This is a genomic window from Pseudomonas sp. No.21 (assembly GCF_054558415.1).
The window spans coordinates 258,027-273,305 of record NZ_BAAJNO010000004.1 but is presented as its reverse complement, the minus strand read 5'-3'; the positions used below and the strand labels follow the sequence as shown (position 1 = coordinate 273,305).

Annotated in this window: 13 protein-coding genes; 8 read left to right on the top strand and 5 right to left on the bottom strand. The window is 66.4% G+C overall.

The window, feature by feature from the left end:
* Window positions 1-134: 134 nt before the first annotated feature.
* A complete protein-coding gene (locus tag ACYJSS_RS09670) occupies window positions 135-611 on the top strand; it encodes a DUF1289 domain-containing protein (protein ID WP_021220293.1) in 477 nt (158 codons plus the stop codon).
* Window positions 612-683: 72 nt separating this feature from the next.
* Here ACYJSS_RS09670 and ACYJSS_RS09665 read toward each other — a convergent pair whose 3' ends face one another.
* The gene (locus ACYJSS_RS09665) at window positions 684-1,547 is read right to left on the bottom strand and encodes a universal stress protein (protein WP_111261306.1); all 864 of its coding nucleotides are present in this window, start codon (window positions 1,545-1,547) and stop codon (window positions 684-686) included.
* Window positions 1,548-1,763: 216 nt separating this feature from the next.
* Between ACYJSS_RS09665 and ACYJSS_RS09660 the strand changes: the two genes are divergently transcribed.
* Window positions 1,764-2,366 (top strand): MiaE family protein, encoded by a 603-nt coding sequence (locus tag ACYJSS_RS09660; RefSeq protein WP_236205673.1) that lies wholly within the window; start codon window positions 1,764-1,766, stop codon window positions 2,364-2,366.
* Window positions 2,367-2,423: 57 nt separating this feature from the next.
* On the opposite strand, the gene ACYJSS_RS09655 is transcribed toward ACYJSS_RS09660, so the two are convergent.
* The 3 genes from ACYJSS_RS09655 to ACYJSS_RS09645 form a co-directional block, all read right to left on the bottom strand.
* Entirely contained in the window at window positions 2,424-3,761 is a 1,338-nt protein-coding gene (locus tag ACYJSS_RS09655; RefSeq protein WP_021220290.1) for an SPFH domain-containing protein, read from the bottom strand.
* A gap of 103 nt (window positions 3,762-3,864) precedes the next feature.
* A complete protein-coding gene (gene lpxH / locus ACYJSS_RS09650; protein WP_236205672.1) occupies window positions 3,865-4,587 on the bottom strand; it encodes a UDP-2,3-diacylglucosamine diphosphatase in 723 nt (240 codons plus the stop codon).
* Window positions 4,584-5,078, bottom strand: coding sequence for a peptidylprolyl isomerase (locus ACYJSS_RS09645; protein WP_021220288.1), 495 nt, complete (start codon window positions 5,076-5,078; stop codon window positions 4,584-4,586). The genes lpxH and ACYJSS_RS09645 overlap by 4 nt, the downstream gene beginning before the upstream one ends.
* A 121-nt stretch (window positions 5,079-5,199) precedes the next feature.
* On the opposite strand from ACYJSS_RS09645, the gene ACYJSS_RS09640 reads away from it, so the two are divergent.
* The 3 genes from ACYJSS_RS09640 to bchE all read left to right on the top strand — a co-directional run bounded on the left by ACYJSS_RS09640 (window position 5,200) and on the right by bchE (window position 9,933).
* On the top strand, window positions 5,200-6,867 hold the full coding sequence (locus ACYJSS_RS09640; RefSeq protein WP_236205671.1) for a glutamine--tRNA ligase/YqeY domain fusion protein: 1,668 nt from the start codon (window positions 5,200-5,202) through the stop codon (window positions 6,865-6,867).
* Window positions 6,867-8,252 (top strand): cysteine--tRNA ligase, encoded by a 1,386-nt coding sequence (cysS, locus tag ACYJSS_RS09635; RefSeq protein WP_111261310.1) that lies wholly within the window; start codon window positions 6,867-6,869, stop codon window positions 8,250-8,252. Before ACYJSS_RS09640 ends, cysS begins: the two co-directional genes overlap by 1 nt.
* A gap of 154 nt (window positions 8,253-8,406) precedes the next feature.
* Complete coding sequence (gene bchE, locus ACYJSS_RS09630; protein ID WP_236205670.1) at window positions 8,407-9,933, top strand: magnesium-protoporphyrin IX monomethyl ester anaerobic oxidative cyclase; 1,527 nt, start codon at window positions 8,407-8,409, stop codon at window positions 9,931-9,933.
* A gap of 140 nt (window positions 9,934-10,073) precedes the next feature.
* Here the strand turns inward: bchE and ACYJSS_RS09625 are convergent, their stop codons facing one another.
* Window positions 10,074-11,942, bottom strand: coding sequence for a sigma-54-dependent Fis family transcriptional regulator (locus tag ACYJSS_RS09625; protein WP_236205669.1), 1,869 nt, complete (start codon window positions 11,940-11,942; stop codon window positions 10,074-10,076).
* Window positions 11,943-12,221: 279 nt separating this feature from the next.
* Here ACYJSS_RS09625 and ACYJSS_RS09620 point away from each other — a divergent pair, with 279 nt between their 5' ends.
* Genes ACYJSS_RS09620 through ACYJSS_RS09610 form a run of 3 tightly spaced genes read left to right on the top strand, consistent with a single transcriptional unit; the run spans window position 12,222 to window position 15,278 of the window.
* Window positions 12,222-13,304, top strand: a complete 1,083-nt coding sequence (locus ACYJSS_RS09620) for an ABC transporter ATP-binding protein (protein WP_213629038.1) — start codon at window positions 12,222-12,224, stop codon at window positions 13,302-13,304.
* Window positions 13,305-13,314: 10 nt separating this feature from the next.
* Entirely contained in the window at window positions 13,315-14,412 is a 1,098-nt protein-coding gene (locus ACYJSS_RS09615) for an ABC transporter ATP-binding protein (RefSeq protein WP_111261314.1), read from the top strand.
* The gene (locus ACYJSS_RS09610) at window positions 14,409-15,278 is read left to right on the top strand and encodes a carbohydrate ABC transporter permease (RefSeq protein ID WP_236205668.1); all 870 of its coding nucleotides are present in this window, start codon (window positions 14,409-14,411) and stop codon (window positions 15,276-15,278) included. The genes ACYJSS_RS09615 and ACYJSS_RS09610 overlap by 4 nt, the downstream gene beginning before the upstream one ends.
* Window position 15,279 lies beyond the last annotated feature (1 nt).

Genomic DNA, 15,279 nt, shown 5'->3' with positions numbered 1-15,279 from the left:
CCTAAAATGGCGGGCCGATTCTAAAGGAAAGCTGAGCCGAAGTTAAGACAAAAGCCCCGGGTTTCTTGGGGTGACCCTGCTTAGACAAAGGGCTAAGATGCCGCCCTGTTCGTGCTTTTCCAGACCTTCCCGCCATGTCCAATCAGCGCATCAAGACGCCTTGCGTCGGCCTCTGCTCCACCGTTTACGGGGATCTCGTATGCCGTGGCTGCAAGCGCTTCCACCATGAAGTGGTGAACTGGAACCTCTACAACGAGGAGGAAAAGCGCGCCGTCTGGCGGCGCCTGGAAATCCTCCTGGTGCAGGTGATGACCGCCAAGCTCGAGGTTTTCGACGAAGATCGCCTGAGAATGCAGCTCGAGCAACGCCAGGTCCGCTTCGTTCCCGAGCAGTCGCCCTATTGCTGGGCCTACCAGTTGATCGCCCGCGGCTCGCGCATGATCAATCGCCTGGATGCCTATGGCGTGGCGCTGCTGCCGGAGTTCCGCGGCTGGGCCTTGCCGGAGCTGCGCGAGGCCATCGATCGGGAGTTCTTCCTTCTGTCGGAAGCCCACTACGAGCGCTACATCGCCCCGCGTTTCCTGCTGGAAGGGATGGAGATCCGCGTCTGAGCGCATCCCCACCCTCGGTGAACGCCAGGCATGAAAAAGCCGCCCATCGGGGCGGCTTTTTCGTTCGGGGGTTCAGCGTTGGGCGACCAGTTCCTCCAGGTGGGCGATGATCTCGTCCGGCTTGAGCACCAGCACATCGCTTTCCAGGGAGTCCAGCACCACCTCGGCGGTGTTGCCGATCAGGGCACCGGAGATGCCGGTGCGGGCGACCGTGCCGATCACCGTAACCGCCGCCTTGAGCTTGTGGGCGACATGGGGGATGAGTACGTCGGCCGGCCCTTCCTCCACATGCAGGCGCTCGTCGCTGATGTCGAACTCTTCCTGGAAGGCCCGGCATTCGGCGCGGTAGCGCGCCTCGATGCTCTCCTTGAGCTGGAAGGTCGGGTCTGCCGCCGACAGCATCGGCGAGGGGTGGGCGCTGATCACGTGCAGGGTGCCCTTGGCCAGCCCGGCGATGTCGTAGCCGTGGCTGATGATGCTGGCGTGCAGGGTGCGGTGCTCGCCATCGCTGTTGCCGACGTCCACCGCCGCCAGGATGACGCCATTGGTCCAGGGCGAGTCGGTCTTGACCATCAGCACCGGACCGGGGCAGTAGCGCAGCAGTTTCCAGTCGTCCGGGGTGAGCAGGAAGCGCTTGAGCGGGTTGTCCGGCACATGCTGCTTGATCACCAGGCCGCAACCCTCGGCCTGCTGCACGGCGATCACGGTCTGGTGCAGGTTCTCGTTCCAAGCCTGCTGGGTGGTGACGCTGTAGCCTTCGCTGGCGAGCGAGCCGGACAGGTCGGCAAGGTAGGCGGCGTGGTCCGCCTTGCGGTCGCAGACCAGCAGGTGCAGGTGCGATTGAGTCACCCCGGCGATGAGCTTGGCGCGCTTGAGCGCCAGGCCGCCGGGGTGGTTCGGATCAACTACCACGAGGATGCTGCGGATGGCTTGCATGGTCGTGCTCTCCCTGGAAGACATATAGCTGGATCCACTGTAGCTGCCCTGGGCGCCCGGTGTTCTTGACATATATCAGTGCATCACGCTGGCTGCGCCCTGCAGCCCCCGTATAATGCTCCGCCATTGCCCGCCCGACCAGATCGCCATGCCTGCATCCGCCCTGTCCGCCGTTCCGTTTCCCCCCGTCATCGCCCGCCAGGGAGCACCACGTCCATGAACCTCCCGGAAATCCACGACTTCCTCGGCTGCCGCACGCCCTCGGCCTGGGTGGAGGCCGCGCTGGCGGACCAGGAAACCCTGCTGATCGATCACAAGAACAACGAGTTCAAGGCCGCCTCGACGGCCATGGCGTTGATGGCCAAGTACAGCCTGCACCTGGACCTGATCAACTTCATGTCGCGCCTGGCCCGTGAGGAACTGGTCCACCACGAACAGGTCCTGCGCATCATGAAGAAGCGTCGCGTGCCGCTGCGCGCCGTATCCGCCGCGCGCTACGCCTCCGGCCTGCGCAAGGTGGTGCGCAACCACGAGCCGGCCAAGCTGGTGGACACCCTGGTGGTGGGGGCCTTCATCGAGGCGCGCTCCTGCGAGCGCTTCGAGGCGCTGGTGCCGCACCTGGATGAGGAACTGGGCAAGTTCTACTTCGGCCTGCTCAAGAGCGAGGCGCGTCACTACCAGGGCTACCTGAAGCTGGCCTACCAGTACGGCGAGGCGGCGGACGTGGATGCGGGGATCGAGAAGGTGAGGGCCGTGGAGCGTGAGCTGATCGAGAGCCCGGACGAGGCGTTCCGCTTCCACAGCGGTGTGCCGGCCTGAGTCCGGCCTTAACTGAAAAGCGCCCCGAGGGGCGCTTTTTTTGTGGCCGGGGAGGGCTCAGTCCTTCACTTTCAGGTCCAGTGCCAGGTCGCGGGCGGCCTTGGTGGCGAGCACGCCCATCAACTGGCCGATCTCGTCCTGGCGACTGCTGGCGCCATTCTGCCCGGCACCCATCATCACGCTGGGGACCGGCGCCTGGGCGGCGGCCTCGGCCCAGACCTTGTTGATGGCGATCAGCGCGTCGAGCTTGGGCTGCAGCGCGCCGTCCGCCTTGATCACCGCTTCACGGGCATAGGCCTCGGCGTCGGCGGTGATCTTGGTGGCCTGGGCGGTGATGCTGGCCTTGTCACGCAGCAGCTCGGCGGTCTGCTTCTCGATCTCGGCGCGACCCTTCTCGCGTTCGGCGTTGATGCGCGCCAGCTGCTTCTCGGTCTCGGCCTGGGTGGTGCGCTCGATCTGGTCGCGCAGGGTTTCCTGGCGGCGGGCTTCCACTTCCTTCTCGCCGCGGGCGGTGACCAGCAGCTTCTCTTCCTCTTCCTTCAGGCGGTTCTGCCGGGCCACGGCCAGCTCGGCCAGGGCTTGCTGAACCTTGACCATGCGCTGCTTGTACTGCGGGTTGGGGTCGACGTTGGTGATGCGGGCCTCGACCACTTCGACGCCGTACTTGCGGAACTGCTGCTGCTTGCGCACCGGCATGCCCTTGGCGTCGATCACCTTCTCGGTGACGAACTGGCTGGCGTTGTTGTCGCCGAAGGTGCCCTGCTCGGTGCCGGCCTGGAGGATGGCGGTCTGCTGCGGCACGTGGCCACGCGGGCCGCGGACTTCCTTGCGCTTGATCAGGTAGAGGCCGTCGTTGAGCTGGTTCTCGAACTCGGCGGCGAATTCGCTGCGGGCGCCGGCGTAGAAGTCGTCGGCGGTCATCAGGGATGCGGTGGCCTGCAGGGTTTCCTTGATCGCCGGCACCAGCGCGGTGCGGATGAAGTTCTCCGGGTTGCGGTATTCCTGGGCGATCTTGAGGAACTGCTCGCCGCTGGGCAGGCGGAAGCGTGCGGAGGACTCGACCTTGGCGTCGACGTTGCCGAGGAAGACGATGGGGAAGGCCTCGATGGTAGCGCCGAGGGAGTCGTTGTCGCTGGTGTCGTCGATCTGGTTGAGCGCTTCGGTGAGCACCGACTGTACGCTCAGGGCCTTCTTCCAGGGGGTGGCGCGGCCGAACCACTTGGTGGCGTAGCCGACGTCGTCCACCACTTTCTCTTCGCCGAAGATGGTGCGCACATGGGTGGCGAAACCGGCTTCGTTGTAGAAGAAGATGCCGTTGAACAGCACGAAGGCGGCGGCCGTGCCGGCGACGGCGCCGACCAGGTACTTGATATAGGGGGAATCGCTGAACGGCATGGTCGCTCCTTGACGGGTACAGGTGAGCGGCGATGCTGCTGGCCGCGTGCCATCCCGTCAAGGACAGCTGGTGCGGCCTGCGGAGGAGTTCGCGTTGCGCGGCTCAGTCGAGGGCGAACGGTGCCTGGCGGAAGCCATTCTCGTCGACTTCCAGGGCCCAGCCCTGGCGATCCCAATCCCCGAGGACGATGCGCTGGGCGGGCAGGCCGCCGGCCTGCAGTTCGTGCACGGCGGGGCGGTGGGTATGGCCGTGGATCAGGGTCGGCACGCCCTGTTCGGCCAGCAGGCGCGGGATCTCTTGCGGGGTGACGTCGGTGATCTCCGCCGCCTTCTGCCGGGTCTGCATGCGGCTCTCGCTGCGCAGCTTGCGCGCCAGCTTGTGGCGGGTGGCCAGCGGCAGGTGGCGCAGTATCCACAGCACGACGGGGTTGCGCAGGAAGCGCCGCATGCGCATGTAGGCCTCGTCGCGGGTGCACAGGCTGTCGCCGTGCATCAGCAGCACCGGGTGGCCGGCCAGCTCGACGCGGCTCGGGTCCGCCAGCAGGGTGCAGCCGGCCTCGCGGCAGAAGCGCGTGCCGATCATGAAGTCTCGGTTGCCGTGCATCAGGAAGATGCGCGTGCCGCCATCGGCCACCTGGCGCAGGGCCTGGGCGATGGAGCGCTGGAAGGGGGTCATGGCGTCGTCGCCGATCCAGGCCTCGAAGAAGTCACCCAGTATGTAGAGCGCTTCGGCCTGGCTGGCGCGGGTCTGCAGGAAACGAAGAAACGCCCGGGTGATGTCCGGGCGCTCCTCTTCAAGATGCAGATCGGAGATCAGCAGGATCACTCGACGATCTCGGCCTTCTCGATGATCACGTCCTCGACCGGTACGTCCTGGTGGCCGGACTTCATGGTGGTGGCCACGCCCTTGATCTTGTTGACCACGTCCATGCCTTCGGTCACTTCGCCGAATACGGCATAGCCCCAGCCCTGCACGGTCGGTGCGCTGTGGTTGAGGAAGCTGTTGTCGGCGACGTTGATGAAGAACTGCGCGGAGGCGGAGTGCGGCTCCATGGTGCGGGCCATGGCGACGGTGCCGACCTTGTTCGACAGGCCGTTGTTGGCCTCGTTCTTGATGGGGGCGCGGGTGGTCTTCTGCTTCATGCCCGGTTCGAAGCCGCCGCCCTGGATCATGAAGTTGGAGATCACGCGGTGGAAGACGGTGCCGTCGTAGTGGCCGGCCTTCACGTATTCCTTGAAGTTGGCCACGGTTTCCGGGGCTTTGTCTTCGAAGAGTTCCAGGGTGATGACGCCATGGTTGGTGTGCAGCTTGATCATTTCGGTATCCGCTCGGTCGAGAATTCGAAGGCCTGTCAGGGGGTTGACAGCTTCGGCTATGATAAGCGCTTTGATTTGACCGGCCTACCCTGTGCCGCGCACCCGTAGACCTAAGGATCCCATGAGCAAGCCTGAGACCCCCGCCGCCGCGAACTTCCTCCGCCCGATCGTCCAGGGTGACCTGGATGCCGGCAAGCACGCCAAGATCGTCACCCGCTTCCCGCCGGAGCCCAATGGCTACCTGCACATCGGCCACGCCAAGTCGATCTGCCTGAACTTCGGCCTGGCCCAGGAATTCGGCGGCGACTGCCACCTGCGCTTCGACGACACCAACCCGGCCAAGGAAGACCAGGAGTACATCGACGCCATCGAGAGCGACGTGAAGTGGCTGGGCTTCCAGTGGTCCGGCGAGGTGCGCTACGCCTCCAACTATTTCGACCAGCTGCACGCCTGGGCCATCGAGCTGATCAAGGCCGGCAAGGCCTTCGTCTGCGACCTCAACGCCGAGGAGATGCGCGAGTACCGCGGCAGCCTGCACGAGCCGGGCAGGAACAGCCCGTTCCGCGACCGCTCCGTCGAGGAGAACCTGGACCTGTTCGCCCGCATGAAGGCCGGTGAATTCCCGGACGGCGCCCGCTCCCTGCGCGCCAAGATCGACATGGCCTCGCCGAACATCAACCTGCGCGACCCGATCCTCTACCGCATCCGCCACGCCCATCACCACCAGACCGGCGACAAGTGGTGCATCTACCCCAGCTACGACTTCACCCACGGTCAGTCGGACGCCATCGAGGGCATCACCCACTCCATCTGCACCCTGGAGTTCGAGGACCATCGCCCGCTCTACGAGTGGTTCCTGGCCAACCTGCCGGTGCCGGCGCAGCCGCGCCAGTACGAGTTCTCGCGCCTGAACCTGAACTACACCATCACCAGCAAGCGCAAGCTCAAGCAACTGGTGGACGAAGGGCACGTCAGCGGCTGGGACGACCCGCGCATGTCGACGCTCTCCGGCTACCGTCGTCGCGGCTACACCCCGGAATCGATCCGCAACTTCTGCGAGATGGTCGGCGTCAACCGCGCCAGCGGCGTGGTCGACATCGGCATGCTGGAGTTCAGCATCCGTGACCACCTGGACGCCACCGCATCCCGTGCCATGTGCGTGCTCAAGCCGCTCAAGGTGGTCATCACCAACTACCCGGAAGGCCAGGTCGAGAACCTCGAACTGCCGCGCCACCCGAAGGAAGACCTCGGTGTACGTGCGCTGCCCTTCGCCCGCGAGATCTACATCGACGCCAGCGACTTCGAAGAAGTCCCGCCGGCCGGCTTCAAGCGCCTGATCCCAGGTGGCGAAGTGCGCCTGCGCGGCAGCTACGTGATCCGCGCCGACGAAGCCATCAAGGACGCCGCCGGCAACATCGTCGAGCTGCGCTGCTCCTACGACGAGAACACCCTCGGCAAGAACCCCGAAGGCCGCAAGGTCAAGGGCGTGATCCACTGGGTGCCGGCCGAGGCCAGCGTCGAGTGCGAAGTGCGCCTCTACGACCGCCTGTTCCGTTCGCCGAACCCGGAGAAGTCGGAGGAGGGCGGCAGCTTCCTCGACAACATCAACCCCGAGTCGCTGGTGGTGCTCACCGGCTGCCGCGCCGAGCCGTCCCTGGCCAATGCGCAGCCCGAGGAGCGCTTCCAGTTCGAGCGCGAAGGTTACTTCGTCGCCGACATCAAGGATTCGCAGCCCGGCAAGCCGGTGTTCAACCGCACCGTCACCCTGCGTGATTCCTGGGGGCAATGATGGCGCTGTCGATCTACAACACCCTCACCAAGGTCAAGGAAGCCTTCCAGCCGCTGGAAGGCAACAGCGTGCGCATGTACGTGTGCGGCATGACCGTGTACGACTTCTGCCACATCGGCCACGCCCGCGTGATGGTCGCCTTCGACGTGGTCACCCGCTGGCTGCGCGAGCGCGGCTATGACGTGACCTACGTGCGCAACATCACCGACATCGACGACAAGATCATCCGTCGTGCCCAGGAGAACGGCGAACCGTTCGAAGCCCTGGTCGACCGCATGATCGCCGCCATGCACGAGGACGAGGCGCGCCTCGCCGTGCTGCGTCCGGACATCGAGCCCCGCGCCACCGGCCACATCGGCGGCATGCACACGATGATCCAGACCCTGATCGACAAGGGCTTCGCCTACGCCCCCGGCAACGGCGACGTCTACTACCGCGTGGGCAGGTTCGAAGGCTACGGCAAGCTGTCCCGTCGTCGCATCGACGAGCTGAAGATCGGCGCGCGCATCGAGGTCGACGAATCCAAGGAAGACCCGCTGGACTTCGTGCTGTGGAAGGGCGCCAAGCCCGGTGAGCCGAGCTGGGAATCCCCCTGGGGCCCCGGCCGTCCCGGCTGGCACATCGAGTGCTCGGTGATGTCCACCTGCTGCCTGGGCGAGACCTTCGACATCCACGGCGGCGGCCCGGACCTGGTGTTCCCCCACCACGAGAACGAGATCGCCCAGAGCGAGGCGGCCACCGGCAAGCTCTACGCCAAGGCCTGGATGCATGCCGGCGCGGTGCGCGTGGACGGCGAGAAGATGTCCAAGTCCCTGGGCAACTTCTTCACCATCCGCGAGGTGCTGGAGAAGTACCACCCGGAAGTGGTGCGCTACCTGCTGGTTTCCAGCCACTACCGCAGCCCGATCAACTATTCCGAAGACAACCTCAAGGAAGCCAAGGGCGCGCTGGAACGCTTCTACACCGCCCTGCGCGGCCTGCCCGAGGCGCCCGCCGCCGAGGGCGAAGCCTTCGTCGAGCGCTTCAATGCCTCCATGGATGACGACTTCAACACCCCCGAAGCCGTCGCCGTGCTGTTCGACATGGCCCGCGAGGTCAACCGCCTGCGCGACACCGACACGGCCGCCGCAGCGGCCCTGGCGGCCCGTCTCAAGGCGCTGGGCGGCCTGCTCGGCCTGCTCCAGCTGGATCCGGACGCCTTCCTCCAGGCCGGCGCCACCGGCAAGGTCGATGCCGCCGAGGTCGAAGCCCTGATCCAGGCCCGCCTGCAGGCGCGCGCGGAGAAGAACTGGGCCGAGTCCGACCGCATCCGCGACCAGCTCACCGCCCTGGGCGTGGTGCTGGAAGACGGCAAGGGTGGCACCACCTGGCGCCTCGCCGAGTAGTCGCATGCGTCATGAACGAGGCCGCTTCCGAGCGGCCTTTTTCTTGGGCGCCGGAACCTTCATCGAAACTCCACGGCAACTCCATCTGCGGTCCACGCAGCCAGCACGGCGCGCGTGCATAAAGGCGTCCCGCCCCGAGCAAAAGGACGTCGCCGTGGACATCACCCTGATCAACCCGCCCCACACCGCCATCGGCAGTCGCATGCCCCGCGAGCACCTGCCGCCCCTGGGGCTGCTCGCCATCGGCGGGCCGCTGCTGGACGCGGGCTTCCACGTCTCGCTGCTGGATGCGGACCGCGAGGGACTGAGCGTCGCGCAGATCGTGGCGCGCATCCAGGCGACGGCGCCGGATGTGGTGATGCTCGGGCACTCCGGTTCCAGTTCGGCGCACCCGACGGTGGTGGACATCTGCCGCGCCCTCAAGGCCGTGCTGCCCGGGCTGGTCATCGTCTACGGCGGGGTGCACCCCAGCTATCACTGGGACGAGATCCTCCAGCAGGTGGCGGAAGTTGATTTCATCGTACGCGGGGAGGGCGAGCAGACCGCCCTCTCGCTGATACAGGCGCTGGCGCAGGGGGGCTCGCCGCTGGAGGTCCACGGCATCGCCTTGCGCTACCTGGGCGAACCCTACGCCACGCCCGCTGCCGCCATGTTGCGCAACCTCGACGACTACCGTGTGGGCTGGGAGCTGATCGACCACGCCGACTACGCCTATTGGGGTGGCAAGCGGGCGGTGGTGGTGCAGTTCTCCCGGGGGTGTCCCTACCTGTGCAACTACTGCGGGCAGCGCGGGTTCTGGACCCGCTGGCGGCACCGCGACCCGGTGCGCCTGGCCCGGGAGCTGGCACGCCTGCACCGGGAGCAGGGCGTGGAGCTGATCAACTTCGCCGACGAGCTGCCCACCGGTTCGCGCAGGATGTGGAAGGCCTTCCTCGAGGCCCTGATCGCCGAGGACGTGCCGCTGCTGCTGGTGGGTTCCACCCGTGCCGGGGACATCGTCCGCGACGCCGACATCCTCCACCTGTACCGCAAGGCCGGGGTGATCCGCTTCCTGCTGGGCATCGAGAGCTACGACGAGGGCACCCTGGAGGCGATTCGCAAGGGCGGCACCACCCGCGAGGACCAGGAGGCGATCCGCCTGTTGCGCCAGCACGGCATCGTCTCCATGGCCACCTACGTGATCGGCTTCCAGGAGGAGACCGACCTGGACTACTGGCGCTCCCTGCGCCACCTGCTGCGCTACGACCCGGACCAGATCCAGCTGCTCTACGTCACCCCGCACCGCTGGACGCCCTTCTACGAGACGGCGGCGCAGCGCCGGGTGATCCAGACCGACACCCGCCGCTGGGACTACAAGCACCAGGTGCTGGCGGTGCAGCGTGTGCCGGCCTGGCGGGTGTTCCTCTGGTTCAAGGCCATCGAGGTCTGCATGCAGGCCCGCCCACGGGCGCTTGCCCGGCTGGTGTTCCATCCCGATGCCGACTTCCGTCACGCCATGCGCTGGTACACCCGCATCGGCCGGCGGGTCTGGTTCCACGAGGTGGCGGAGTTCCTCTTCGCCACCCGGCTGATGAAGATGGGGCCGACGCTCAGGGAGTTTTTCGGCGCCTCCCTGGTGGATCGCGAGTACCTGCTGGACAAGCGCAAGGGCCGTGCAGTGGAGGTGATTGCGCGGGGATGAGCGTCATGGCGCGCCGGGTGCAAGGCCCTGCCGTCGTGTGGAGCCCGGCATCGCTGTGGTGGGCAATCGCGCTTGAATCCGTTCCCACGAGGTCGCTGCCCCTGGGATTGTCCAAACCGTATCCGCGCGGTGCACCGGCATCAGCCGCCCGGATACAGGCCCTGTTCCCGCAGGCGCTTGTACAGGGTGTTGCGGCTGAGGTTGAGGCGCCGGGCGAGGTCGGAGATGTTGCCGCCGCAGGCCTGGAGCTGGGCGGCGAGGCTTTCGTCCGTTGGCTGCGCTGGCGTGGCGCCGGGGTTGGGCTGCGGGGCGTCTGGCAGATCGGCGAAGAAGTCATCCGGCAGGTGCTCGCGGCGGATGGGGTGTTCCTCGGCCATGGCCAGGGCGACCTGGATCACGCTGCCGGCCTGGCGCAGGTTGCCGGGCCAGGGGTGGGCCATGAACAGCTCCAGCACGTCGCGGCTGAAGCCGGCCCATTGGCGCGGCTCGCGGTGCTGTTCCCAGAGGCGGAGGAACAGTTCGCCACGGTCGCTGCGTTCGCGCAGGGGCGGCAGTTCGAGGTTGAGGCCGCTGACACGGTAGTAGAGGTCCTGGCGGAACAGCCCGGCGTCCACATCCTGGCGCAGCGGGCGGTTGGTGGCCGACACCAGGCGGATGTCCACCGGGTAGGGCTCGCCGCCGCCGAGCGGCTGCACGCTGCGTTCCTGCAGCACCCGCAGCAGGCGGGCCTGGACGTTGAGGGGCATGTCGCCGATCTCGTCGAGGAACAGGGTGCCCTGGTGCGCCTTGCGGATCAGGCCGACGCTGCCCTTCTGGTTGGCGCCGGTGAAGGCGCCCTTTTCGTAACCGAACAGCTCCGACTCCACCAGTTCGGCCGGGATGGCCGCGCAGTTCACCGCCACCAGCGCCTTGCCGGCGCGGGAGCTGGCCTGGTGCAGGGCCTTGACGAACACCTCCTTGCCGACGCCGGTTTCGCCCTGGATGAGGATGGGGATGTCCTTTTCCAGCAGCCGTTGTGCCTGTTGCACCACGCGGTCGACGCGGGCATCGCCGAGGCTGATGGCGCCCAGGGCCAGCTCGCCGGTCGGCGCTTCGCCCGATGCGGCCGGGGCCGGGCGGAAGTCGCGGGCCTCGATGCGCGGCTTGCGCGGGCGCAGCAGGCGGCCGTGGAAGCGGTAGCGGCCGGCGGCGCGAAGCGGGAAGGGCAGGTTGTCCGGTTGCGCCAGCAACTGCGGCAAGCTGAGGTCGAACAGGCTCTCGATGTTCATCCACGACAGGCCAATGCCCAGCAGCGAGTCGGCGCGGCGGTTGGCCGAGACCACCTGGCCGGCCTCGTCGAACACCAGCAGCCCGGCCCACTGGCTGTCGAGGTTGTCCAGGCTGGTATTGAAGCTGAGCTGGAAGTAGTCGTCCTTGAAGCGCCCGAGGATCAGCCGGTTCTCCACCGACTGGCTCATCATCTTGACCATGCCCAGGGTGTGCGAGGGCGGCAGGTAGCTGTCGCTGGAGACGTCGAGCACGCCGATCATCTGCCGCGTGGCGTCGAAGATCGGCGAGGCGGAGCCGGTCATGAAGCGGTTGGCCTTGAGGAAATGCTCGTCGCGCTGGATGTGCACGGCCTGGCCGCAGGCCAGCGCGGTGCCGATGGCGTTGGTGCCGGTGGTGCGCTCCTGCCACAGGGCACCGGCGACGAAGCCGGCGGCCTGTGAGGGTTCGACGAAGCGGCGGTCGCCCCAGGACTGCAGCAGCTGGCCCCGGCTGTCGGCGAGCATGATCAGGCAGTTGGAGTTGGCGAGGATGTTTTCGTAATAGGGCAGGACCTCCTGATGGGTGGTCTGCACCAGGAAGTGCCGGCTTTCCAGCAACGCCGAGACATCGCCCGCAGCCGCGTCGCCGAAGCTCGGCCGGCTCTGGTGGGTAAGGCCGAAGTCGCGGCAGCGGTTCCACGAGTCGCGGACGATCGCATCGTGGTTCGGCGCCGGGGCGGGCGCCTGGGCAGGAGTGGCCATGTGAGCCTCGCAGCGTTCTTGTTGTTATGGGGCATTCGCTCTGCGGCGATCCGAGCAGTGTTGTTCATGACTGTTCAAAGTCAACGCCCGAGATGTTCAGTTGTTCACATTCGAATGTTCAATTCTGTTCAAGTGAACATCCCTGCGGGGCGCTGATTGCGCTCTAAGTTCTTATAAATCAACGGGATGAAGTGGATTTTCGTGTCCTGGCACGGAAGTCGCCTTGTGGTAGTGCGGCCCAGAGCCGCCAATGGCTGAGAACAACCACAAGGACACGCCATGTCGTTAACGCTGGAGCATGTCTGCCGCGTCGTCGACCACCAGGTCTACATCGACGACGCCTGCCTGAGCTTCGAGCCGGGCTCCTTCAACGTGCTGGTCGGCCGGACCCTGGCCGGCAAGACGTCGCTGATGCGCCTGATGGCCGGGCTGGACAAGCCCAGCAGCGGGCGCATCCTGCTCAACGGCGTCGACGTGACCGGTGTGCCGGTGCGCCGCCGCAACGTGTCGATGGTCTACCAGCAGTTCATCAACTACCCCAACCTCACGGTGTTCGAGAACATCGCCTCGCCGTTGCGGCAGAACGGCGTGGGCCGCGAGGAGATCGAGCGCAAGGTGCGCGAGACGGCGCAGATGCTGCGCATCGAGAAGTTCCTGCAACGCCACCCGCTGGAGCTTTCCGGCGGCCAGCAGCAGCGCACGGCCATGGCCCGCGCGCTGGTCAAGGATGCCGACCTGGTGCTGTTCGACGAGCCCCTGGTCAACCTCGACTACAAGTTGCGCGAGGAGCTGCGCCAGGAGATGCGCGAGCTGTTCCGTACCCGTCGCAGCATCGCCGTGTACGCCACCACCGAGCCCAACGAGGCGCTGGCCCTGGGCGGCACCGCGACCATCCTCCACGAGGGGCGGGTGATCCAGAGCGGGCCGACCACCGAGGTCTACCAGCGGCCGCAGCAGGTGCTGGCCGCCGAGCTGTTCTCCGAGCCGCCGATCAACCTGGTGGACGGGCGCATCAGCGAGGGCGAGGTGAGCTTCCGCGACTTCGTGCACTTCCCCCTGACCACCGAGCTGCGCGAGCTGGGCGAGGGCGCCTACCGCTTCGGCGTGCGCCCCGGCCACATCGGCCTGGTGCCGTCCAACGACGACGACCTGGAACTGGCGGTGAAGGTGGAGCTGGCCGAGATCAGTGGCTCCGAGACCTTCCTCCATGTGCGCAGCGAGCACTTCGCCCTGGTCCTGCACCTGCAGGGCGTGCACGAGTACGACGTGGATGCGCCGATCCGCATCTACATCCCCACCCACAAACTCTTCGTCTTCGACGCCCAGGACCGCCTGGTCCTGGCGCCGAGCCGTCGTACCTGAGGAGCCGCCCATGGCCGAGATACGCCTGCAGAGCCTCGCTCACAGCTACGCCAGCCAGCCGAAGGGGCCGGAGGACTACGCCATCCTGGCGATGGACCACGTCTGGGAGCAGGGCGGCGCCTATGCGCTGCTGGGGCCTTCGGGCTGCGGCAAGTCGACCCTGCTGAACATCATCTCCGGGCTGCTCAGCCCGTCCGAAGGGCAGGTGCTGTTCGACACCCGCGAGGTCAACCTGCTGCCGCCGGAGGCACGCAACATCGCCCAGGTTTTCCAGTTCCCGGTGGTCTACGACACCATGACGGTGTTCGACAACCTGGCCTTCCCGCTGCGCAACCAGGGCCTGCCCGAGTCGCGGGTGCTGAGCAAGGTCAGCGAGATCGCCGAGGTGCTCGACCTGCACCACCTGCTCAAGCGCAAGGCGCGCAACCTGACGGCGGACGAGAAGCAGAAGGTGTCGATGGGGCGCGGGCTGGTGCGCGACGACGTGTCGGCGATCCTCTTCGACGAGCCGCTGACGGTGATCGACCCGCACCTGAAGTGGAAGCTGCGGCGCAAGCTCAAGCAGATCCACGAGCAGTTCAACATCACCATGATCTACGTGACCCACGACCAGTTGGAGGCCTCGACCTTCGCCGACAAGATCGCGGTCATGTACGAGGGCCGCATCGTCCAGTTCGGCACCCCGCGCGAGCTGTTCGAGCGGCCGCTGCACACCTTCGTCGGCTTCTTCATCGGCAGCCCTGGGATGAACCTGATCGAGGTGCGCCCGGAGGGTGAGGCGCTGGTCTTCGGCGCCACCCGGGTGCCCCTGGCCCCTGCCATGGCGGCGCACCTGGCCAGGGGTGGCTGGAGCAGCCTGAAGCTGGGCATCCGCCCGGAGTTCGTGCACGTCAGCGACGAGCCTTTCGTCGACGCCCTGGCCGGCGAGGTGACCCACGTGGAGGACCTGGGCACCTACAAGATCCTCACCCTGAACCTGGATGGGCAACGCCTCAAGGCGCGTATGCAGGAAGACCAGGCGGTACCGCGCGGCACGGCGTGGATCGGCTTCCCCTCGCAGTGGCTGATGCTCTACGCCGATGACTTGCTGGTGGAGGTGGCGCCATGACCGACAAGGTGATCAACAACAAGGCCTGGTGGCTGGTGCTGCCGGTGTTCCTGCTGGTGGCCTTCAGCGCCATCCTGCCGATGATGACTGTGGTGAACTATTCGGTGCAGGACATCTTCGATGCCTCCACCCGCACCTTCGTCGGCACCGAGTGGTACAAGCAGGTGCTGCAGGACCCGCGCCTGCACGACTCGCTGTTGCGCCAGTTCATCTTCTCCGCCTGCGTGCTGCTGATCGAGATCCCGCTGGGCATCGGTATCGCCCTTTGCATGCCGACCCGGGGGCGCTGGGCTTCGGCCAGCCTGATCGTGATGGCCATCCCGCTGCTGATCCCGTGGAACGTGATCGGCACCATCTGGCAGATATTCGGCCGCGCCGACATCGGCCTGCTGGGCTGGGCCCTGAGCAAGCTGGGCATCAGCTACAACTACGCCTCCAACACCATGGATGCCTGGGTGACGGTGCTGGTGATGGACGTGTGGCACTGGACCTCGCTGGTGGCGCTGCTGTGCTATTCCGGCCTGCGCGCCATCCCCAATGCCTACTACCAGGCGGCGCGCATCGACCGTGCCTCGGGCTGGGCGGTGTTCCGCCACATCCAGCTGCCGAAGATGAAGAGCGTGCTGCTGATCGCCGTGATGCTGCGCTTCATGGACAGCTTCATGATCTACACCGAGCCCTTCGTGCTCACCGGCGGCGGGCCGGGCAACGCCACCACCTTCCTCAGCCAGACGCTGACCAAGATGGCGGTGGGGCAGTTCGACCTGGGACCGGCGGCGGCATTCTCGCTGGTGTACTTCCTCATCATCCTGCTGGTGTCCTGGCTGTTCTACACGGCCATGACCCACGACGACTCGAAGAGCTGAG